Raw genomic sequence first — 20,784 nt, forward strand, 5'->3', positions numbered from 1 at the left:
ATATACACGTATTCGGTCCAGCCCAGCGAGTTTATCTGGTTTCTTACAAGAAGGCAGCCCGAGATTCGTCGAAGCGCCGCCATATGCAGAAAAACTCCCGCTCGGCGGTATGCATATTCTACAAAAGAAAAGCATAAAGCACCAAACATAAGCATAGGAAGAAGATAGATAATCATAAACATGGAAAACATAAGCATAAAACCAAGAAACTTAAGCATAAGCCTTCAATAAATAAGCATATCTCCATTGAAGGTAAGCATAAACCCATTGGGTGGTTGTGCTTCCTTAACATTTCGTAATAATCTCTTCCAAAAAGCCTTTTTTTCGGAGCTGGGGAGTCCAGCTGCAAAAAAGTTAGAAAGATTTAGAGTTAATCTGTGAAAAATAACCGTATTTTGTTAAAAAATTTCCCGGAATTTCCTTTGTACTTGTGCAGGATCATAAGTTCACACGGGCAGTGGAAAACCCATTAAACATAATGAAAAATACTAAGTTTTACAAGAATATGATCTAAGGCAGGTAAAAGCCTATCATGGCCGCATAAGAAATCCCCATATAATATGAAGCTTGTTTCCTGCCCTTGGCAAAAATTATGTACATGAAGCCGCTCAAATGGATAAGGAACGGCCTATATATTTTTCCCATTCCGTTTTTGCTCATTACCCGCCAGCACAGCTGTCTCGACGTTCTTCTTTTTTATCGGCAGCTCTGATAAGATGATCCCTAAAAAAATCAGAATACAGCCTGTAACTGCATAGGGGGAAAGTATCTCATGTATCCATAAATAAGAAGTAATAGCTGCAAAAACCGGTTCAGTTGCAAGTATTAGTGCAACTCTTGCCGAAGAAGTGAACTTTTGGGAATAGGTCTGTACAAGAAAGGCTGCCGCTGTTGCAAAGATACTCGTTATCAACAGTGCAAGCCAAACCTCTGGACGAAAGAGAACGGCAGAACTAAAATTGTGTGCCGGTTTTTCAACGATCAAAGCGCATACGAGTGACAGCAGAGCTACAACCGAGAGCTGGACAATGGTTAGTGGCAATGCCGGGTGATTTTTTGCAAAGGCACCAGTCGTCACAACATGCATAGCGAAGCTGAATGAAGCGATCAATATCAGCATATCGCTGTTCGTGAAGCTGGATTCCCCTAGCATGGTCATCATATATAATCCGGCAGTAGCCGCTATAACTCCAATGACCGTGTTAATTGAAGGCATGTGCTTCATGAGGATCAGGGATAGGATTGGGACGATGACAATACTAAGGCCGGTAATAAATCCTGCTTTTGCAGGGGACGTGTACAGCAGGCCGATAGTTTGGAGAGCGTAGCCCAAGAAAAGCCAGAAACCAATTTTTATCCCGGCTAAAAGCAGGTCTTTGGTATATAAACTTTTTATATGCTGGTTTTTGAACAGCTGCCAAAGGATAAGGAATATGGCTGCGGTTAGAAACCTTAATGCGTTAAAACTGAAGGGCTCAAGGTGGCTGATTGCATTTTGAACCATTACGAAAGAAACTCCCCAGATCAGCGCAACCAGCAAAAGGGAAATATCGGCGTATAGCGACTTTTTCATGGTGGGATTCCTCTAATTCTCTAGGATGGCTTTACGTGATAATGAATCGGCTTTATTTTCACTTCGCGGGACCCATTTTATAAAAAATAAATCGAGCTGTTTAGACAGAGCTAATGCTTTTTCAAGCAGCCCTGCATATTTTTTGTTCTTAACAAACTCCTTTTCCATCGACCGAAAGATAAGATCAGAGTCGGTTCTGAAAGAAACAAGGCTGTAATTTCGCTGGATGCAGATTTCCAGCCCTTTAATCAATGCCCAGTATTCAGCTTCGTGATTTTCCATTATTCCAAGGGGGAAGGAGTACGTTTCTGTCTGCCCCTCATTCTTTATAAAAATACCTGCTCCACTTGGGCCAGGATTTCCTGCACTTGCTCCATCAATATAAATTTCAACCAATGCGAGTCATCTCCTATGTCAAATCTGATTAGAGTGTAACATAATAGGTGTATGAATGACATTTCTTGATTATAGAAATGATTTCTTTTTAAAAGGGTTAAATTAATAGAAATGGTGATATATAAAATAGATGCGAAACAGCTCTGTTAATCGTCCCTCACTTAAGGAGGCCTACTATGAAAGTTATTATTCATTGGAATTATAAGCACCCGAAAAAAGGAAGCGCCATTTTTCATTCAGATTATTTGGGAGCAGATGAAGCACTGCTCATCTCTGAGGATCTTGAGAAGAGTGGAAGGGCTTTTGAACTTGAATTTGAGGATGAAGCTGGAACGGTATGGACAAAAAAGGAACTGAAAAAACTGATGGAAGAGATAGAAGATGAACCGCAGGACATCACGGTTTATTTTGATGGAGGTTTTTTAAAGGAAGAAGGTTTAGCTGGTGCTGGTGTAGTCATATACTTTACACAGAGCAGAAAAAAGTGGAGAATAAGGGCCAACAAGATACTTGAAGTCCTTGACTCTAATAATGAAGCCGAGTATGCAGCTCTTTATTATTCACTGCAGGAGCTCCAGAATTTGGGAGTCCATAATATGCCATGTACATTTATAGGGGATTCGCAGGTTGTACTCAACCAGCTTTCAGGAGAATGGCCATGCTTTGAAGAGAGTTTGAACAGGTGGCTGGACCGGATTGAGCAAAAGATAAACGAACTAGGAATTCATCCAACATATACTGTAATAGGAAGAAAGGAAAACCAGGAAGCTGATAAGCTGGCCACCCAGGCACTTGGCCGCACGTTCATTTCAAGTAAAATCGAGGTTATTTAATAAGGAGATATATTATGGACCGGAAACAAATTTTTTCTGAGGTAGATGAGATACTGGAATCTTACTGTGCCGGATGTTTTTTAAAATCCCATCACCGAAAAGAGAAGGGCAAAGCCTTTGCCCATAAATTCTGTATTTCTCAATGCACGGTGGGGGAAAAGCTGAAAGAGGCTGGCCGTAAGCTTTCTACAACTTAATAATTAACAACCCGTCTGGGGCATGGGGGAAGAAAAAATGGCTTCTGCATATAAATGCGGAAGCCGTTTTTCTTTTCCTTAGTCTTTTTCACCGTCTACGTATTTTCCGTACGATGGTACTGCTAACTGGTCGAACTTGTCTGCAAGTTCCTTTAACCCCGTTTTCAGTTCTTCGCCGAACACAGGCATGCCATGTCCTGTGACAGCCGTTTCGGGATTTAGTTCCGCTAGGATTTTGACCGATTGTTTTGCTGCTTCCCAATCCGTCGTCAAATATCTCGGCGGCCCTGTAATTTCTTTCTTCTGCGTTAATACCTTATAAAGCTCGTCCTGTCGTACGGTAACGAAGGCATCTCCCGCTATCAGAGTACGGTCTGACTCTCTGAAAAGGGAAATATGTCCGGGGGCATGCCCAGGCGTATGAATCCATCTCCATTCTGGGAGTTCAGGAACGCTCCCATCCTCCGGTAGCACCTGAACCTTCCCGGTTAAATCTATAGCCTGATTGGGGAACATCCCAGACATTTTAGCAACCATGCCGCCTTCGACAGTAGTATCTGGTTTAGGATAATCCTGGGCGCCGGTTAAAAAGGGCAGCTCAAGACTATGCGCATAAACGGGCACATCCCACTCGTCTAGCAGCTCCCCAAGCCCTCCTACATGGTCGAAATGGCCATGTGTAAGAATGATTGCCCTTGGCATGGTCTCTTCTCCAAATAACTCGCGCGCTGTCTTTTTAATTTCATCGCCGGACCTTGGCATGCCCGCATCAACCAGGACCCAATCTGGGGCGGAAGCTTCTGCTTTAATGAAAAATAGGTTAACAACCTGGTTTGTATAAGAAAACACGTCAGGCAGTACGGACTCAATCGTCCCGCTGGATATGGATGTTACTGGGATAAATCTTTTCAACGGTTCATCGGTCATAAAAGCTCCTCCTTATATAGAAACCATATATACAATTTCCCTATTTTTTAAGGAGTTATGCAGAGAATCACCCCAAGCGAGAAATTTTTATGATTTTTTACATAAATCGCAAAAATTGAGGTTTATCTACAAAAATCGCGGGTATTTAACATGTAGGCACACGCGTGCGTAAAAAAAGAAATTCAAATTTATCGTTGGGGGTTTTTGGGAAGATGAAGAAGAAAAAGACGTTATCCTTGCTTTTATCTTTAATTATGTTATTCAGCTTAATTCTAGCTGGCTGTTCGGGTCAGAATTCTTCTGGGTCAGCAGAGGACAGCGGCGGTAAAGTAACCTTAAAGTTCTGGTCTTTCTGGGGATCTGAAACGAGAAGGCCCGTAATTGAAAAGATGATTGACGATTATAATAAATCCCAGGATAAAGTGGTAGTTAAGCACACCTTTGTTCCTTGGGGTGATATTTGGACGAAAAACCTTGCGGCTGTTGCAGCAGGCAATCCTGCTGACGTAGTGGTTACTGATATAAATGATGTTTCACACAGGGCAAAGAATAACCAGAGTACAGATTTATCCCAATATTTTGATGACAATATGAAAGACAGGTTTTATCCTCACTTATGGGAAACCGTTCTATATGACGGCAAGCCTTATGCAGCCCCATTTAATACTGATACCCGTCTTCTTTACTATAATAAAAAAGCGTTTAAAGAGGCAGGCCTTGACCCAAATAAGCCGCCAACAACTTGGAAAGAACTTGAAGAGTATGCTAAGAAGCTGGATGTTAAAAAAGGCAGCACCTACGAAAGAATCGGTTTCTATCCTCTTTGGGGCGGTTATGGAGCTCCAAGCTGGATGAGAAATGCGGATGAAGGCAAAAACTTCTTAGAAGGCAATAAGATCGCCATAGATACTCCGGCCAAGGCGGATGCCCTTAGCTGGCTTGCTGACTGGAAAAAACGATATGGCAAAAAAACGATCGAAAAATGGGATGCGGAATTTGCAAACGGACAGACCAACCCATTTGTAGCTGAAAAAGTAGCCATGTATACGGATACAGGTACTTTCTATACTCAAATCCGTGATTCTGGCAAGGATTTAGATTTCGGTGTTGCTCCGATTCCTGCTTATAAAGAAGGAGGAAGAAACTGGAGTGACGGCGGCGGTTTCGTGCTTGAAGTTCCAAAGGGTTCCAAGCATCCAAAAGAAGCAGCCGACTTTATTAAATACATGACAGATGTAAAAGCTCAAAAGTACTGGGCAGAAAAGAACTATGACAATGTAGCCAATAAAGAGGCAGCAGAAAGTGCAGCTAAAGGAATGGACGGGCAGGAGAAAATGGTGTATCAGGCTTCTATTGATAACCTGAAAGACACACAATTAGCGCCTATTCCAATTCAGTATCCTGATTTTATGAGCAGGATTAATCCGCAGATTGATGCTGTTATGCTTGGTAAAGCAAAAGCCAAGGATGCATTGAAAAAAGCTGAGGCAGACGTTAAGAAGATAAAGAGAAAATAATAAGAAGGAGGGGAAGCTTTGAAGGCTTCTCTTCTTTTTAAAAAATTAGGGGGGAAACCAAATGCATCAGCAAAGACCTAGGGAAAACGTGCTGCACGGAATTGACAGTGGAACGGAAACCATTTCCGGAAAGCCGGTGCCGGTAGCTTTAAAAAAGTCCAAGACTGCTGGAAAACAGCGGACAGAGAATGTAAATCATGTCCAAAAAACGGTAACTAAATCAAGCTGGTTAAAGTCAAAGTCCCTCAGAGAAAACCTCGCAGGATATGGATTTATATCCCCGTGGCTCATAGGATTCTTCCTGCTGACTGCAGGGCCGCTTCTATTCTCCCTCATTGTTAGCTTCTCGGATTATAACATTACTTCCGAAATGACTTTTACGGGACTTGATAATTACAAAAAGATGTTTACAGCGGACGATTTATTTTGGACTTCGCTTTGGAATACTTTGTATTTTGTATTATTTTCTGTACCGCTGACAACTGCAGGAGCTATTTTCATTGCAGTTCTCCTTAATTCAAAGATCAAAGGGATGAAAATCTTCCGTACGATCTATTATCTGCCAGCTGTATTATCCGGGGTAGCTGTTTATTTTCTCTGGATGCAGCTCTTAAGCCCTGGGACTGGACTTATTAATCTAGTTCTAAGCTGGGTAGGTGTCGAAGGTCCGGCATGGCTTTTTGACCCGAATTGGACAAAACCCGCATTGATTTTCATGAAGCTTTGGAGTGTGGGCGGAGGTATGCTTTTATATCTTGCCAGCTTACAGGGAGTCTCTAACACTTTATACGAAGCAGCTGATTTGGATGGAGCGAACATTTTTCAAAAGTTCTTCCATATTACTCTGCCAATGATTACACCTATTATTTTCTTTGATATCATCACCAGTACAATTGGTGCATTTCAGATCTTCCAGGAAGCCTATGTTATGACTAAAGACGGTGACGGAGGACCTGCCCATTCACTTCTTTTCTATAATCTTCATATGTGGAATAATGCGTTTGAAGTGTTTGATATGGGTTATGCATCTGCCATGGCCTGGATGTTATTCATCATCATCATGATTCTTACTGCATTCAACTTGAAGTTCAGTAAACGCTGGGTGCATTATGAGGGAGGGGACAACAAGTGAAGACAGCAGCACAGCAGCCTAAATTCTATCAAACCATGAAATTTAGACGGAACCTTAAACATAGCATCATTCTATTTTTCCTAATAGCAGGGAGTATAGCTTTACTCACTCCTTTATGGTGGATGATTTCAATGTCCCTGAAATCACCGGAGGAAATAGCGCAATTCCCGCCAACATTTATTCCGGAGAAATTCCATTTCTCTAATTATATAGAAGCATGGTCCACTGGCCCATTCACTCGCTGGGCATTAAATTCTGTTTTCCTCGCTGTTGTGGGGACAATCGGAAGCGTATTTGTCAACTCCCTGGTAGCTTACGGCTTTGCCAAGTTAAAATTTAAAGGGCGGAATTTCTGGTTTGTTGTAGTATTAGCTACTATGCTTCTACCAGGGTTTGTAACTATGGTACCGCAATATATGCTATTCTCTAAACTTGGCTGGATTAACACGTATCTGCCGCTGTTAGTACCATCGTTCCTTGGAAGTGCGTTTTTCATATTCCTTTTAAGACAGTTTATGATGACTATTCCAAATGAATTTATTGAAGCAGCAGTTATGGATGGTGCGGGTCACTTGAAAATTTGGTGGCATATCATGCTTCCACTTACAAAGCCAGCCCTTATTACGGTAGCCATCTTTGCATTTAATGGATCATGGAACGACCTCTTAGGGCCGCTGCTTTATTTGAATGAGGAACACCTATACACCATTCAGCTAGGGCTGCAGACATTTAAAGGTTCCGTACAAACACAATGGAACTACCTCATGGCCATGTCGGTTATGATCTTACTGCCGACCGTGCTTATTTTCTTCTTATTCCAGAAGTTCTTTATCGAAGGCTCTAATATATCATCAGGTACAAAAGGATAAGGAAACCGAAAAAAACGGAGTTCAACGACTCCGTTTTTTTTATTTGATGTTAAAATAGATAAAGATTAAGTAAGAGAAACAGGAAGTGCTTGAATGAAAAAAGTAATTATAGCGGAAAAACCATCGGTCGCAAAAAACATTGCCGATGCTTTAAGAATCAAAACACGGAATGACGGGTACTATGAAGGCTCTGATTACATTATTACCTGGGCATTTGGACATTTGCTCCAGCTTTATGATGCGAAGGATTATGACAGTAAAATGACTCGCTGGAAAATGGAAAACTTTCCTTTCATTCCCGGCCGTTTTCAATATAAAGTAAAATCGAGTCCGAAGAATAGGGACTATAAGGATCCTGGCGCGGTAAAACAAATCAAGATTATCAGCAGTCTGGTTAAGAGGAATGATGTAGATGCCGTGATATCTGCCTGTGACTTTGACCGGGAAGGACAAATTATTGGCGACACGATAATTGATTCTATTTCTGCAAAAAAGAAGGTATATCGGCTTCTGCTGAATGAATGGACACAGGAAGAAGTAATAAAAGGGTTAAACAGCGTTATTTTAAATACAGAGATGAAACCCCTGAGGGATGCCGGGATCAGCAGACAGTGGGCCGACTGGATTATCGGGATTAATTTAACATCTGTAGCAACTCTTAAGTACCAATCAGGAAGAGGACAAGCCCTGAATGTGGGAAGAGTATTAATGCCTACCTTAAAAATTATTTATGATAGAGACAAGGAAATTGAGAGTTTTGTTCCAGAAATATATTTTAAGCTGGGTGCAGTGTTTGGAACACAAAAAGGTCAAGTGTATGAAGGCTCTTATTATGAAAAGGGCGAAGACAAATTCAAAAGTGATGAACAGCTCAAGGCTATTGTAAAATTACTTAAATCGCAAACTGGATTTGTGGCTGATAAGAAAGTTGAGAAGAAGAAAGAATACCCTCCCTATCTCTTTAATCTTACCGGGCTTCAGGGTTATATAACGAGTAAATATAAAGGCTGGACATCTGATAAGGTCCTTCGTACAGCGCAGTCTCTCTATGAAAAAAAGTTTATCACCTATCCAAGGACTTCGAGCACTGCCCTGGAAGAAAGTCTGAAAGGGAGAACCGCCAAAGTTTTAGATGCCATGAAAAAAGGACTTCCATTTGAGGGAGAAATTAAATTTACAGCCTCTAAAAGAATCTTTGATAATTCGAAAGTTGAAAGCCACAGTGCTATAATTCCGACCTATATGGTGCCAAAGAAATTGACAGGCGATGAACAGCTTGTCTACACAGCCATCAAGAATCGTTTTCTTATGCAGTTTATGCCTGTTGCTGAATATGAAGAAACCAAAATAACAACGAAAATCCACTCAGATGAAATAAAAGGTGAATTTCTTTCTAAAGGAAAAGTACAGCTTGTTGAAGGGTGGAAAAAACTCGAAAATTCAGAGACAAAAGAAGTGATCCTGCCGCAGGTTGGTATCGGTGAAGATGTGGCTATACAGGATGCAAAGATATCTCAGCATAAAACAACACCGCCTAAACAGCATACTGAAAGAACACTTCTGCGTGTGATGGAAACATGCGGACGGAAGCTGGATGGCAAGGATGAAGAACGGGTAAATGCGGTTTTAAGCGGATACAGCATCGGTACACCAGCAACAAGGGCGGATACCATTAAAAAACTGAAGGATATTGGCTATATCGAATATCAAAATAAAAATTTAGTCTGTACAGAGCTCGGCAGAAATGTAGTTGAAACCCTGCCGGTGAGCGAATTGTTTGATCTGGACTTCACCGGCAAGATCGAAAAGAAACTGTATGATATTGAAAAGCGGAGATACTCGAGTGAAGAATTCTTAGAGTTTATTAGGAACTTTATCTTCGCTGCCGTCCATAAATTAAAGTCCGAGGAGACAGTAGTACTCAAAAAAGTGGAGGCTGTAAAAAAAGAGACGGAAGTATTAGGAAAATGCCCTGTCTGCGGCCATCCTATCATTGAAGGGCAAAAAGGATTTGGGTGCTCCAACTGGAAGAGCGGATGCAAATTCGTTATCTGGAAAAATGATAAGTATCTCGCTGCCATGAAGAAAAAGCCGACAAAAACCATGGTGAAGGCACTTTTGAAAAATGGCCAGGCCACTGTAAAAGGGCTTACCAGCAAGAAAGGGAAGAAATTCAACGCCATATTAAAATATGAGAAAAATCCCGACAACTCATACTTTACATGGAAGATGGAGTTTGCGGATTAATCGAAGCATAGACTTCCAGATATCATATTATGATTCAAACAAAGCAATGCAATGCCTTCTTAATGAATGAACTTTGTATCTTACAGGACGGCAGACTCCAGTTAAAGAAGACTCGCTGATTGATGAGGGAATGCGAAAACAAAGCGTATACAAATAACAAAAGGAGATGCCAGCTGGCATCTCCTTTTGTTATTTGTTATAACCATAAAAAGACCTGTGCTATCGGGGTTTGATCGTAGTAATTGAATGAGAGGCATCTGCTTCTGGCCATATTCCAGGTGTAAAAGTGGATATTGGTGGATTTAACGCTGCAGGCGACCCCGCATAGTTTGCGTCTCGCTGGAGAATGCGCCTTGGCGTAAACAACTATCAGCACCATTATGGAGCAATCATCCTTGGGGAACAGCGGACAAACGTCCTATTTTAAGGGTTCGCGCAATAGTTTTAATAGGTGGTGGAATTATTTTGTTATACGATACAAAAATTATATAGGATGGAATAATTTTGTTATCCGTTGCAATTCATTTTTTTTGAGAACCCTGCTTGCCAGCCCAATAGCTAGGATCCCTTTCTTTGGAGGTAGCGAAACAGCTGATGGCTGAAGGAGGTAACACGCTACGAAAATTAAAACCCTAGCTTCTTTTCCTTGTACCTCCCTGAGAGGTATAGTAAAATTTTAATGATATGTGTGTTTGATTTGGGAGGATTATGAATGCCTACACCGAGCATGGAAGATTACATAGAAATCATATATAAGTTAATAGAAGAAAAAGGATATGCACGGGTATCAGATATCGCCGAAATGCTGGCTGTCCATCCTTCCTCTGTTACAAAAATGGTGCAGAAGCTGGATCATGAAGGATATTTAATATATGAGAAATATAGAGGCCTTATATTAACCTCAAAAGGTAAGAAAATTGGGAAGACATTAGTGTACAGGCACGATCTACTTGAACAGCTATTGCGGATGATAGGGGTTAAAGAAGAAAATATTTATATAGATGTTGAAGGAATTGAGCACCATTTAAGCTGGGACTCAATCGATAGAATTGGAGATCTAGTACAGCTGTTTGAGGAAAATCCTAAAATTCTTACTGAACTAAAAGGAATTCAAAACAAAAATGAAGAACTAAACAATTAAGCTGCGACTGGCAGCTTTTTTGTTTATCTAAACAGGAAGAACAGGGAGGCTGAACCATGGATTCCGCTGAGTGGAATAAACAATTAGAAACAAGCTGGGACGCATTCTCTGACAGCTGGAGCAAGGATGCAGAAAAGATGTGGGAAGAGGGAAGCAGAAAGAAAATTATCCCCTTTATCAAGCAGTACCTTCAGGAGCGGGGGAAACTATGCGATCTTGGCTGTGGAGAAGGATATGGCTCATGGAAACTGTGCCTAGAGGGCTTTCAAGTTACTGGAGTCGATATTTCGCAGGAAATGATTTTTAAAGCAAACACAAAGACAAAGAATTTAAGCCACCTGAACTTTCTTCAGGCGGATATAAACAGTCTTCCGTTTAGAGACGAAGAGTTTGATGCCATTATGGCTATCAATTCCTTAGAGTGGAGTAAATCGCCGCTGGAAGCCCTTAATGAGTCCAGGAGGGTTTTAAAGCCCGGCGGTTACGCCATCATCGGTATTCTCGGCCCCACTGCCGCTCCGAGACAGACGCATAGCTATAGACGGCTGTATGGAGAACCGGTAATCATGAACAGTATGCTTCCTTGGGAATTTGACAGGCTTGCATCAGAAAACGGATGGAATAGACTTGCGGAAATAGGTGTTGAAAAAAAGGGGGCTGATTTAGAAAAGCTCGGCTTTTTATCGCGCGAACTCAAGCAAGCGCTTTCATTTATGTGGGTTTTTCTCCTTGAAAAAAACTCTGTATAATTTTTTATGAAAACACATGGTCCAGGGGAAACTATTTACGGGGCTGGATCATCTAGTGTGAAAAACTTCCAAGGCGAAATAAAGCATGAAAAAAGTCCCTCAAAAAAAGGAGGGACATGGTGTATGCGGGATTAATCCCATCGATAGGGAGTTTCCTGATAAACGTAATAATTGAGCCAGTTAGAAAATAATAGATTTGCGTGGCTCCTCCAGCTTTGAACCGGCTTATTGTCAGGATTGTCCTGGGGAAAATAGTTTTTTGGAATCTCAATTGGCATTCCTTTATTTCGATCCCGGCTGTATTCTATGGCCAGTGTATCTGCATCATATTCAGGATGTCCAGTTATAAATATCTGTCTGCCATCCCTAGATGCCGAAAGGAAAATTCCTGCTTCCTCAGAGTGAGATAATACCAGTAGTTCCGGGTGGTTTTTCATTTTTTCTGCTTCAATATCCGTATGTCTGGAATGAGGGGCAAAAAATACATCATCAAAACCCCTAACCAATTTTTCGGTTTTATGCAGCAGGTTGTGAGAAAATACACCAAAGCATTTTTTAGGCAATTCAAGCTTGCCGATTCCATAGTGAAAGAACAAGCCGGCTTGGGCTCCCCAGCATATATGGAGACAGGATGTAACATTTTTATGGGACCACGCCATGATCTCTTTTAATTCTTCCCAATAATCTACATCCTCGAAGGGAAGATGTTCGACAGGGGCACCGGTAATAATTAAACCATCGAATTTCTTGTCCTGTATTTCACGGAACGTTGTATAAAATTGATCTAAATGATATTTGCTTGTATTCTTCGCTTCATGGGTTGCCATTGTGAGGAAGGATACATTGACCTGCAGGGGCGTATTTCCCAGTAAGCGCAGGAGCTGAGCTTCCGTTTTTTCTTTTTCGGGCATTAAATTTAAGATCAGTATATTTAGAGGACGTATATCCTGCTGATTCGCCCTTTCCAAATCCATAACAAATATATTTTCGCTTTCTAGTATCTCAGCAGCCGGCAACTGCCGGGGAATTTTAATAGGCATTTACTTCCTCCTTAAAAAAATGAATATTTACATTATAAAAATAATTTTGTATTTACTGCAATATATTTTCAAATTGAGAAGAAAAAACTTAGAATGAATAAAGGTGTTACAATCTTAAAAAGATTTTCAACTAGGAGGACTTCTTGTGGATACTGAAACAAAAAAGGTGAAAAGCGACATAGAAATCGCTAATGATGCATACATAAAACCAATTACGGAGATTGCAGCCGAGCTAGACATTTCAGATAATGAAATAGAATTATATGGTAAATATAAAGCGAAATTGTCGCTGGATATTCTAAACAGATTAGATCAGTCAGAGGACGGAAAATTAATCTTGGTCACAGCCATTAACCCTACAAAAGCAGGTGAAGGCAAAACAACTGTTACAGTGGGCCTTGCAGATGCCTTTACTGCTTTAGGAGAAAAAGCAATGATAGCAATGAGGGAGCCTTCATTAGGTCCTGTAATGGGTATCAAAGGAGGGGCTGCCGGCGGCGGATATTCGCAGGTCCTGCCAATGACGGAAATCAATCTTCATTTTAATGGTGATATACATGCTATAACGGCTGCCAATAATACATTGGCAGCTCTGATCGATAATCACCTTCATCAAGGCAACCATCTGTGTATCGATCCTAGAAAAATTGTCTGGAAAAGAGTAGTGGATATTAATGACCGTGCACTGCGTAATGTAGTGGTCGGCCTTGGAGGACCTATGCAGGGTATTCCAAGGGAAGATGGCTTTGATATAACAGTTGCTTCCGAAATTATGGCTGTTGTATGCCTGGCTCAAGATCTGGATGATATGAAAGAAAGACTCTCAAGAATGGTTGTGGCCTGGACGTATAATGATGAGCCGGTAACGGTTCAGGATTTAGGTGTTGAAGGTGCACTTGCCCTGCTGCTTAAAGATGCCATAAAACCAAATATCGTTCAGACAATCGCCCATACACCCGCTCTTATACATGGAGGGCCGTTTGCAAATATTGCTCATGGGTGCAACAGTGCAATAGCCACAAGGACTGCACTTAAGCTGGCAGACTATGTAGTAACAGAAGCAGGATTCGGAGCAGACCTTGGAGCTGAAAAGTTCTTGAATATTAAATCAAGAATGGCAGGCTTAAAGCCCGATGCGGTTGTTATTGTAGCAACTATACGTGCTCTAAAAATGCATGGGGGAGTCGACAAAAATGAGCTTGGAACAGAAGACATCGGCGCCTTAAAGAAAGGGATCGAAAACTTAAAGAAACATGGTGAGACCATCTCTTCATTTGGCCTTCCCTTTGTCATAGCGTTAAATCGCTTTGTCACGGATACTCATTTAGAGCTGGAAGTGTTTAAGGGACTTATGGAACAAGAAAACATTCCTTATGCGCTGACGGAAGTTTGGGAAAAAGGCGGTGCTGGCGGAACAGCCCTGGCTGAATCCATTAAGCAGATTATAGACGAAAAAGAAAATCATTATGCCCCACTGTATGAATTAACTCATAGTATCGAAGATAAAATCACTATTATTGCAAAGAAGGTCTACGGAGCAGAGGGAGTGGACTTTACACCGCAAGCCCGGAAAAAGTTAGAGAAGTTTAAAGAACAAGGCTGGGATTCACTTCCTGTTTGTATGGCCAAAACCCAATATTCCCTTAGTGATAACCCAAATGCTCTCGGCAGGCCATCTGGGTTCACCATTACAATAAGGGACTTGAAGCCGTCGATTGGAGCTGGATTTATAGTTGCGTTAACCGGAGACATTATGACGATGCCGGGACTCCCTAAACATCCGGCGGCATTGAACATGGATGTCACGGAAGATGGAAAGGCTATAGGTTTATTTTAAAGCCTCTTTTTTGAACATTCGCTATTGAAGCTAACCCTTAATGAATCAGGTGATTGCATGTTTGACCCAACTGCTTTTGATAACATGAAAGTGGTCCTTGAAGGACTAATCTATGACCGGGATTTCGATGGGACGATTTTGGTCACAGACCGCAGCGAAACCGTAAATTTAGCCGCTTTGTCCCGGTCATTCCAAATGGAAATGCAGGTTAGAGAAACAAATCCAAACCGGAACTTAGATATCAAATGCCGGATTTCGCTGACGGCTTCCTTAGAGAATCTAAGTGCCGAACTTCTTGCCCAAAATGAAGGAATGGCTGGGTGCCAGGTAGAAATCTCATACCACATCCTATTAAATAAAGAAGCCGATCCATACATTGTCAGTTTATTTCATACCCTATTAAATATCTGGGGAGAAAACCGGGAAATTGAAATCAGGGAGCAGCGTATTTACAAGACACCTGAACAATTCAAAAAGGAGATAGAAGCGCGCGTATTGTTTGGACGGCTGGTAAGCGAGGATCAGATTTCGGATTTCAAGGGCTTGGTTGATCATACGGTATTTTCCATTGACCAGCTCCAAAATTTTTATAAAAACAACTAAATTTAGGTAGTGGGAGTGATACGTTTGGAAAACATCTACAGCTATGAAGCAAAAAGTATTACCGGAGAAACCATCTCAATGGAAAAATTTCAAAACCAGGCTCTGCTTATAGTGAATACGGCCAGTAAATGCGGCTTCACTCCTCAGTTCTCGGAATTGGAACATCTTTACAAAACATATAAAGACCAGGGATTTTCTGTCCTGGGCTTCCCATGCAATCAATTCATGAGCCAAGAACCCGGTGACGAACTGGAAATCCAATCTTTTTGCAAGCTGACGTATGGCGTAAGTTTTCCTATGTTTGCAAAAGTTGATGTAAAAGGAGAAAATGCGCTTCCTTTGTTTACATTCCTTACTGAGCAGGCACCGGGAGTCCTTGGGTCAAAAGCAGTTAAATGGAATTTTACTAAATTTCTTGTGAGTAAAGACGGACAAGTGGTTAAAAGATATGCACCTCAAACAAAACCTGCAGAAATAGAAGAGGATATTAAGAAACTGCTTTAGAAATTGTGTTAGCAGAGAGATATGGCCGGGGGGATTTCTATGAAAATAGCTTGGGTTACCGATAGTACAGTAAGCCTTGATGAAGAGCTCTTAAGCTGCAAGGATCTTTATACTGTTCCGCTTCATGTCCTTGTATCTGGAAAAGAGTATCTTGATGGAATTGATCTATCACCTTCAGAGCTATTTGCCTTGATGAAAACAAAAGGGGTAGCAGCGACGACATCCCAACCTTCGATTGGAACTTTCATAGAATTGTATAATGATTTAAAAGATAAATATGACTATATTATCAGCTTCCATGTTTCCAGTGCATTGAGCGGGACGTATTCCGCAAGTCTTCAGGCAAGTCAAATGGTGGATGCCAGAATACATGTGATTGATTCGTTGATCCTCACATATCCAATGGCAGCGCTTATTAAGAAAGCAATGGAAATGGCTGCTGAAGGTATCGAAATCAGTAATATCATACAGAGAATTGATACGATTAAAGAATCCAACCATACTTATGTTTTAATCGGGAGTCTAGAACAGCTGCACAGAAGCGGGCGGATGAGCGGTTCCCAATATTATTTAGGGAGCATGCTCAATATCAAGCTGATTATTTCCATTGAAAATGGAAAACTTCTGGTAAAGGAAAAAGTGCGGAGTGAAAAAAGGGCTAAACAAAAGATTCTTTCCTATCTACAGGCAGATCTTAAGAAGCATCCTATTAAAGAAGTCTATATATTATATGGTCTGCATCAGGAAGCATCCGATTCTTTTAGAGAAGAAGTAAGCCGCTTGTACCCAGAACTCACGATAAAGTCCTATCCTCTTGGAACCACGATCGGAGTCCATGCGGGTGAGAATACAATTGGGGTCAGCTGGTTTAATAATTTGTAACAAAGAAACTAGTGAAAGCTAGTTTTTTTGCGTTAGGGGGTGCGAAGACTTTGATTTAAGCTTGAGCGGGTTTCATGTTAAACTAGTAGAATAGAAAAAGGAGATCCAATGATGAACCAATTGATTCAAGAATGTGAAGCTTTTGTGAAAGAAGAATTGAGACATGACGCTTCCGGTCATGACTGGCATCATATCCAGAGAGTACGGAGTCTTTCCGTTCAGATTGCTAAAAATGAACAATCGGGAGATTTATACTTAATAGAGCTTGCTTCTCTTTTGCACGATATTCCAGATGAGAAGCTGAACGGGAGTGAAGAAGCTGGGTACGAAAAGTTAAAGGGCTGGTTCAGGGAGAAAAAGGTTCCGCAGGATTTGGCCGGCCAGCTCGAGGGGATAATCCGGGCTATTCCTTTTAAGGGAGGAAATAATACAGGGATTTTATCACAGGAGGCCAAAATTGTTCAGGATGCTGACAGGCTTGATGCAATCGGAGCTATTGGAATTGCTAGGACTTTTGCGTATGGCGGAAAGAAAGGCCAGCCTCTTTATGATCCGGAACTTTCCATTAGAGCTGATATGACCCTTGAAGAGTATCGCAGCGGTAAATCGTCCTCTCTTCATCATTTTTATGAGAAACTACTAAAACTAAAAGATCTTCTCCATACAGAAACCGCCAGGAATTTAGCTATAGAACGGCAGATTTTTATGGAAGCTTTTCTAAAGCAATTTTATAAAGAATGGAATGTATAACATGAAGGTGTATACTTATACAGGATTAACAAAACAACAGGGAGAAAAACTCCTTTTTTCAGATATAAACTTTTCCATTTCCCAGGGAGAAAAAATCGGGGTAATCGGTGTGAATGGGACAGGGAAATCTACACTGCTCCATATTATCGGGGGTACCGAAGAAGGGGACAGCGGAGCTAAGGAACATCCAAATGATTATAGAATTTCTCTATTGGAACAGGACCCTGTTTTTGATGAAAATACAGGCCTGCTGGATTATATGTACAGCAGTCCATCCGAAGTTTTTTCTTTGATCCGTGATTATGAAAAAGCACTGGAACGGCTTCAGACTTCACCAAATGATGGGGCTATCCAGGATAGGCTGATGTCGCTTCAGCAAAAAATGGATGCAATGGATGCTTGGGATGTGAGTGCCAATTCAAAGGCGATTCTATCTAAGCTGGGTTTAAATGACTTTAATAAAAAATTAGGAGAATTATCGGGCGGGCAAAAAAAGCGGGCTGCACTGGCACGTACTCTTATAGAAAATCCAGATCTGCTGATCTTGGATGAGCCTACCAACCATCTTGATTATCAAAGTATCCGCTGGCTTGAAGATTATCTGGCAAAATATCAAGGAGCGGTTCTTTTTGTAACACACGACCGCTACTTCCTTGATCGAGTGTCATCTAAAATCTGGGAGCTGTCAGGCGGGAGCTTGTTCGAATACCTAGGGAATTATTCCAGCTTCCTTGAAGGAAAAGCATTAAGGGAAGAAAACGAAAGTGCGCAGGCAGCGAAAAATCAAAATCTCTACAGAAAAGAGCTAGCCTGGATCAGAAGGGGTGCCAAGGCCAGGTCAACCAAACAAAAAGCTAGAATCCAGCGCTTTGAAGAATTGGAAGGTGCTGTAAATAAAAACACACAGCAGAGCTCGTTAACCATGGATCTCACTGGAACGAGGCTTGGGAAAAAAGTGATAGAGCTCACTGATGTTGATAAAGCATATGGAACACATACCATTTTGAAGGATTTTTCCTTCTTGTTTAAACCTGGTGACCGCATTGGGATTGTTGGTAAAAACGGAACTGGAAAATCCACTCTTCTGAATATGCTTAACGGCCAAATCCAACCCGATTCTGGGACTATAGAAACGGGACAGACAGTAAAAATTGGCTATTATAAACAGGAAAACGAAGATATGGACGAGAATATGAGGATGATCGCGTATCTCCGTGACACGGCTGAAGTGATCTCTTTAAAAGACGGTTCTACTATATCTGCAGCACAAATGCTCGAAAGATTTTTATTCCCAATGAATACACATGGCACACTTATTAGAAAACTATCTGGTGGAGAAAAGAGAAGGCTTTACCTTTTGAAAATATTGATGTCTTCTCCAAATCTTTTGCTCATGGATGAGCCTACAAATGATCTGGATACCCAGACATTGACTGTACTCGAGGATTTTATTGATAATTTCTCAGGAGTTGTCATCACCGTGTCCCATGACAGGTACTTCCTGGACAAATGTGCGGAGCAATTATTTGTTTTCCAAGGGGAAGGCAGAGTTGACAAATATTACGGTACCTACAGTGAATACCTTGAAGAAGAAGCTGGGCAAAAAGCGAAGCCCCAGCCCTCTGTTCCTGGACCTGTTCAAGAGACGAAGCCAAAGCCGAAGAAAAAGAAATTAACTTATGCGGAACAAAAAGAGTGGGACGGGATAGAAGAACGAATGAATGACCTTGAAAATCGCATTTCTGAAGTTCAAAAGGCCATGGCAGGAACTGGAAGTGACTTTGAAAAAGCTAACGAATTACTGAGAGAGGAACAAACTCTAAATCAGGAACTCGAAGATACGATAGAAAGATGGACCGAGCTATCTGAAAAGCTGGAAGGAAACGAATAAATAAATAAATAAAGGAGGTTTCAGCATTGAAAATTAAATCCATTGAACCAACTCCAAGTCCTAACACCATGAAAATCATCCTCGATGAAGAACTGCCATTCGGGAAGAGCAATAATTATAAAGAAAGTAATACTGGTGATGCACCTGAAATTATCCAGCAGATTCTGAAAGTCGAGGGAGTAAAAGGGGTCTATCATGTAGCTGACTTCCTGGCACTTGAACGGAATGCAAAATTTGACTGGAGAGACATTCTGCAAAATGTCCGGAACGTGTTTGGCGAAAGCGATAACCGGGCAGAGAATCAGGGGATCGCTGCGGGATTTGGCGAAGTGGCAGTTCAGGTACAAATGTTTAAAGAGATTCCCATGCAGGTTAAATTAAAGGATGCCTTCACGGAAAAGCGCTTTGGTCTCCCTGAACAATTTGGCAGGGCCTTGTCATCTGCCCAAACAGAAGAGGATAATGTAGTCCTGCTCCGAAAATGGAAGGATTTTGGCACAAGATATGGAGAGCTGGATGAGATCGGAAAAGAAGTAGTCGATGAGCTGGTTTCTTCTTATACAGAGGCTAGATTAAAAGAATTAGCCGAAATCGCTAAAAATCCGGAAAAGAAAGCGGACATCCAAAATAAACGAAGCAAAAAGAAACTCACAATCGAAGATCTTAACCATCCGGAATGGGAATATAGATACCGTGCACTCGAAGCGATGGATGATCCATCGGTTGAGGATATCCCACTGCTTGAAAAGGCTTTGCAGGATGAAAAGGTGTCCGTCCGCAGACTCGCTGTGGTCTACTTGGGCATGATTGAAGATAAGCAGGTACTTCCGGCCTTATATCAGGCTCTGAAAGACAAAACTGTAACAGTCAGAAGAACAGCCGGAGACTGTCTATCAGATCTAGGGTTCCCAGAAGCGATGAATGAAATGGCCGAAGCCCTGACAGATAAAAATAAACTAGTCAGATGGAGAGCTGCCATGTTCCTCTATGAAACCGGAGATCAGAGTGTCCTTCCAGCGTTAAAACGCGCGGAAAATGATCCTGAGTTTGAAGTCGACCTGCAGGTAAGGATGGCTATAGAACGTATTGAAAATGGAGAAGAAGCCAAAGGATCGGTCTGGAAGCAGATGACCGAGGCGCGGAATAAGTAGCTATTAGCTGTTCAGCAGGGAAACGAGGATAGATAGGGCAAATGCCTTATCTATCCTTTTTATTTGAATGTTTTTTCTAAACACGTCTGCTTGATATGAAAATAGAGGCAGGCGGAAAAACTACTGTTCATTTGCAGTATACTTCGCCTCTCGAGCATAAATTAAGCGATACTTTCATAACGTACTGTTCCCATTGCAAACCACCCCGGTGAATTGGCAGGAATTCGAGATTATGGGCACTCATAAAAAATACTCTTAAATAAGGATTTCTGCTCTTAAATTTAGAATTTCACTCTTAAATCTAGATTTTCGCTCTTAAACTAAAAATGTCGCTCTTAAATTTAGAATTTCGCTCTTAAGTAAAACAGCGTTTTTAATTTTAATTTTCGCTCATAGACTATAAGTGTCGCTCCTAAAATTTAGTTTCTCCCTCTTTTAAAAAAATCGCTCTTAAATTTTAACTTCCGCCCTTAAACTAAAAATTTTGCTCTTAATCTTTAATCTTCACTCTTAAAATCAAATCTTCACTCTTAAATCCGGAATCT

Annotated in this window: 19 protein-coding genes; 15 read left to right on the top strand and 4 right to left on the bottom strand. The window is 41.3% G+C overall.

Features of this window, described 5'->3' with window-relative positions; all coding sequences use genetic code 11:
* Positions 1-628: 628 nt before the first annotated feature.
* Together CUU66_RS19450 and CUU66_RS19455 are read right to left on the bottom strand one after the other, a co-directional pair.
* The gene (locus CUU66_RS19450) at positions 629-1,573 is read right to left on the bottom strand and encodes a DMT family transporter (RefSeq protein WP_101645059.1); all 945 of its coding nucleotides are present in this window, start codon (positions 1,571-1,573) and stop codon (positions 629-631) included.
* Between the two features lie 12 nt (positions 1,574-1,585).
* Complete coding sequence (locus CUU66_RS19455; RefSeq protein ID WP_101645060.1) at positions 1,586-1,969, bottom strand: reverse transcriptase-like protein; 384 nt, start codon at positions 1,967-1,969, stop codon at positions 1,586-1,588.
* 176 nt (positions 1,970-2,145) lie between these two features.
* Between CUU66_RS19455 and CUU66_RS19460 the strand changes: the two genes are divergently transcribed.
* Positions 2,146-2,802 carry a ribonuclease H family protein gene (locus CUU66_RS19460; RefSeq protein WP_101645061.1) on the top strand — a complete coding sequence of 219 codons (657 nt, stop codon included), beginning with the start codon at positions 2,146-2,148 and terminating at the stop codon, positions 2,800-2,802.
* A 14-nt stretch (positions 2,803-2,816) separates the two neighbouring features.
* Positions 2,817-2,999, top strand: a complete 183-nt coding sequence (locus CUU66_RS19465) for a zinc-finger domain-containing protein (protein WP_101645062.1) — start codon at positions 2,817-2,819, stop codon at positions 2,997-2,999.
* Between the two features lie 78 nt (positions 3,000-3,077).
* On the opposite strand, the gene CUU66_RS19470 is transcribed toward CUU66_RS19465, so the two are convergent.
* Positions 3,078-3,926: an MBL fold metallo-hydrolase gene (locus CUU66_RS19470; RefSeq protein WP_101645063.1), complete on the bottom strand. Its 849-nt coding sequence runs from the start codon at positions 3,924-3,926 to the stop codon at positions 3,078-3,080.
* A 212-nt stretch (positions 3,927-4,138) separates the two neighbouring features.
* Here CUU66_RS19470 and CUU66_RS19475 point away from each other — a divergent pair, with 212 nt between their 5' ends.
* From CUU66_RS19475 to CUU66_RS19500, 6 genes are all read left to right on the top strand, one after another.
* Positions 4,139-5,443 carry an ABC transporter substrate-binding protein gene (locus CUU66_RS19475; RefSeq protein ID WP_101645064.1) on the top strand — a complete coding sequence of 435 codons (1,305 nt, stop codon included), beginning with the start codon at positions 4,139-4,141 and terminating at the stop codon, positions 5,441-5,443.
* A 61-nt stretch (positions 5,444-5,504) separates the two neighbouring features.
* Entirely contained in the window at positions 5,505-6,575 is a 1,071-nt protein-coding gene (locus CUU66_RS19480; RefSeq protein WP_101645065.1) for a carbohydrate ABC transporter permease, read from the top strand.
* Entirely contained in the window at positions 6,572-7,444 is an 873-nt protein-coding gene (locus CUU66_RS19485; RefSeq protein WP_101645066.1) for a carbohydrate ABC transporter permease, read from the top strand. The genes CUU66_RS19480 and CUU66_RS19485 overlap by 4 nt, the downstream gene beginning before the upstream one ends.
* Positions 7,445-7,537: 93 nt before the next feature.
* On the top strand, positions 7,538-9,691 hold the full coding sequence (locus CUU66_RS19490) for a type IA DNA topoisomerase (protein ID WP_101645067.1): 2,154 nt from the start codon (positions 7,538-7,540) through the stop codon (positions 9,689-9,691).
* A gap of 712 nt (positions 9,692-10,403) precedes the next feature.
* On the top strand, positions 10,404-10,832 hold the full coding sequence (gene mntR, locus CUU66_RS19495; RefSeq protein ID WP_101645068.1) for a transcriptional regulator MntR: 429 nt from the start codon (positions 10,404-10,406) through the stop codon (positions 10,830-10,832).
* 56 nt (positions 10,833-10,888) lie between these two features.
* The gene (locus CUU66_RS19500) at positions 10,889-11,581 is read left to right on the top strand and encodes a class I SAM-dependent methyltransferase (protein ID WP_101645069.1); all 693 of its coding nucleotides are present in this window, start codon (positions 10,889-10,891) and stop codon (positions 11,579-11,581) included.
* 131 nt (positions 11,582-11,712) lie between these two features.
* Here CUU66_RS19500 and metA read toward each other — a convergent pair whose 3' ends face one another.
* Entirely contained in the window at positions 11,713-12,621 is a 909-nt protein-coding gene (gene metA, locus CUU66_RS19505) for a homoserine O-acetyltransferase MetA (RefSeq protein ID WP_101645070.1), read from the bottom strand.
* A 145-nt stretch (positions 12,622-12,766) separates the two neighbouring features.
* Here metA and CUU66_RS19510 point away from each other — a divergent pair, with 145 nt between their 5' ends.
* The 7 genes from CUU66_RS19510 to CUU66_RS19540 all read left to right on the top strand — a co-directional run bounded on the left by CUU66_RS19510 (position 12,767) and on the right by CUU66_RS19540 (position 20,239).
* A complete protein-coding gene (locus tag CUU66_RS19510) occupies positions 12,767-14,458 on the top strand; it encodes a formate--tetrahydrofolate ligase (protein ID WP_101645071.1) in 1,692 nt (563 codons plus the stop codon).
* Between the two features lie 57 nt (positions 14,459-14,515).
* Positions 14,516-15,061 (top strand): hypothetical protein, encoded by a 546-nt coding sequence (locus CUU66_RS19515; RefSeq protein WP_101645072.1) that lies wholly within the window; start codon positions 14,516-14,518, stop codon positions 15,059-15,061.
* A 24-nt stretch (positions 15,062-15,085) separates the two neighbouring features.
* A complete protein-coding gene (locus CUU66_RS19520) occupies positions 15,086-15,565 on the top strand; it encodes a glutathione peroxidase (RefSeq protein WP_257968068.1) in 480 nt (159 codons plus the stop codon).
* Positions 15,566-15,604: 39 nt separating this feature from the next.
* Positions 15,605-16,447 carry a DegV family protein gene (locus CUU66_RS19525; RefSeq protein WP_101645073.1) on the top strand — a complete coding sequence of 281 codons (843 nt, stop codon included), beginning with the start codon at positions 15,605-15,607 and terminating at the stop codon, positions 16,445-16,447.
* A gap of 108 nt (positions 16,448-16,555) precedes the next feature.
* Complete coding sequence (locus tag CUU66_RS19530; protein WP_101645074.1) at positions 16,556-17,197, top strand: HD domain-containing protein; 642 nt, start codon at positions 16,556-16,558, stop codon at positions 17,195-17,197.
* 1 nt (position 17,198) lies between these two features.
* The gene (locus CUU66_RS19535) at positions 17,199-19,088 is read left to right on the top strand and encodes an ABC-F family ATP-binding cassette domain-containing protein (RefSeq protein ID WP_101645075.1); all 1,890 of its coding nucleotides are present in this window, start codon (positions 17,199-17,201) and stop codon (positions 19,086-19,088) included.
* 26 nt (positions 19,089-19,114) lie between these two features.
* Positions 19,115-20,239, top strand: a complete 1,125-nt coding sequence (locus tag CUU66_RS19540) for a conserved virulence factor C family protein (protein ID WP_101645076.1) — start codon at positions 19,115-19,117, stop codon at positions 20,237-20,239.
* Positions 20,240-20,784: the final 545 nt, after the last annotated feature.

It is taken from the genome of Peribacillus deserti (genome assembly GCF_002863585.1).
Taxonomy (GTDB): Bacteria; Bacillota; Bacilli; order Bacillales; family DSM-1321; genus Paraperibacillus; species Paraperibacillus deserti_A.

What these genes read in the sequence shown, in the direction of transcription:
- CUU66_RS19470 (WP_101645063.1), bottom strand. Translation starts at nt 3,926, where the DNA reads ATGACCGATGAACCGTTGAAAAGATTTATCCCAGTAACATCCATATCC.
- CUU66_RS19535 (WP_101645075.1), top strand. Translation starts at nt 17,199, where the DNA reads ATGAAGGTGTATACTTATACAGGATTAACAAAACAACAGGGAGAAAAA.
- metA (WP_101645070.1), bottom strand. Translation starts at nt 12,621, where the DNA reads ATGCCTATTAAAATTCCCCGGCAGTTGCCGGCTGCTGAGATACTAGAA.
- CUU66_RS19515 (WP_101645072.1), top strand. Translation starts at nt 14,516, where the DNA reads ATGTTTGACCCAACTGCTTTTGATAACATGAAAGTGGTCCTTGAAGGA.
- CUU66_RS19475 (WP_101645064.1), top strand. Translation starts at nt 4,139, where the DNA reads ATGAAGAAGAAAAAGACGTTATCCTTGCTTTTATCTTTAATTATGTTA.
- CUU66_RS19480 (WP_101645065.1), top strand. Translation starts at nt 5,505, where the DNA reads ATGCATCAGCAAAGACCTAGGGAAAACGTGCTGCACGGAATTGACAGT.
- CUU66_RS19490 (WP_101645067.1), top strand. Translation starts at nt 7,538, where the DNA reads ATGAAAAAAGTAATTATAGCGGAAAAACCATCGGTCGCAAAAAACATT.
- CUU66_RS19530 (WP_101645074.1), top strand. Translation starts at nt 16,556, where the DNA reads ATGATGAACCAATTGATTCAAGAATGTGAAGCTTTTGTGAAAGAAGAA.
- CUU66_RS19460 (WP_101645061.1), top strand. Translation starts at nt 2,146, where the DNA reads ATGAAAGTTATTATTCATTGGAATTATAAGCACCCGAAAAAAGGAAGC.
- CUU66_RS19500 (WP_101645069.1), top strand. Translation starts at nt 10,889, where the DNA reads ATGGATTCCGCTGAGTGGAATAAACAATTAGAAACAAGCTGGGACGCA.
- mntR (WP_101645068.1), top strand. Translation starts at nt 10,404, where the DNA reads ATGCCTACACCGAGCATGGAAGATTACATAGAAATCATATATAAGTTA.
- CUU66_RS19450 (WP_101645059.1), bottom strand. Translation starts at nt 1,573, where the DNA reads ATGAAAAAGTCGCTATACGCCGATATTTCCCTTTTGCTGGTTGCGCTG.
- CUU66_RS19525 (WP_101645073.1), top strand. Translation starts at nt 15,605, where the DNA reads ATGAAAATAGCTTGGGTTACCGATAGTACAGTAAGCCTTGATGAAGAG.
- CUU66_RS19465 (WP_101645062.1), top strand. Translation starts at nt 2,817, where the DNA reads ATGGACCGGAAACAAATTTTTTCTGAGGTAGATGAGATACTGGAATCT.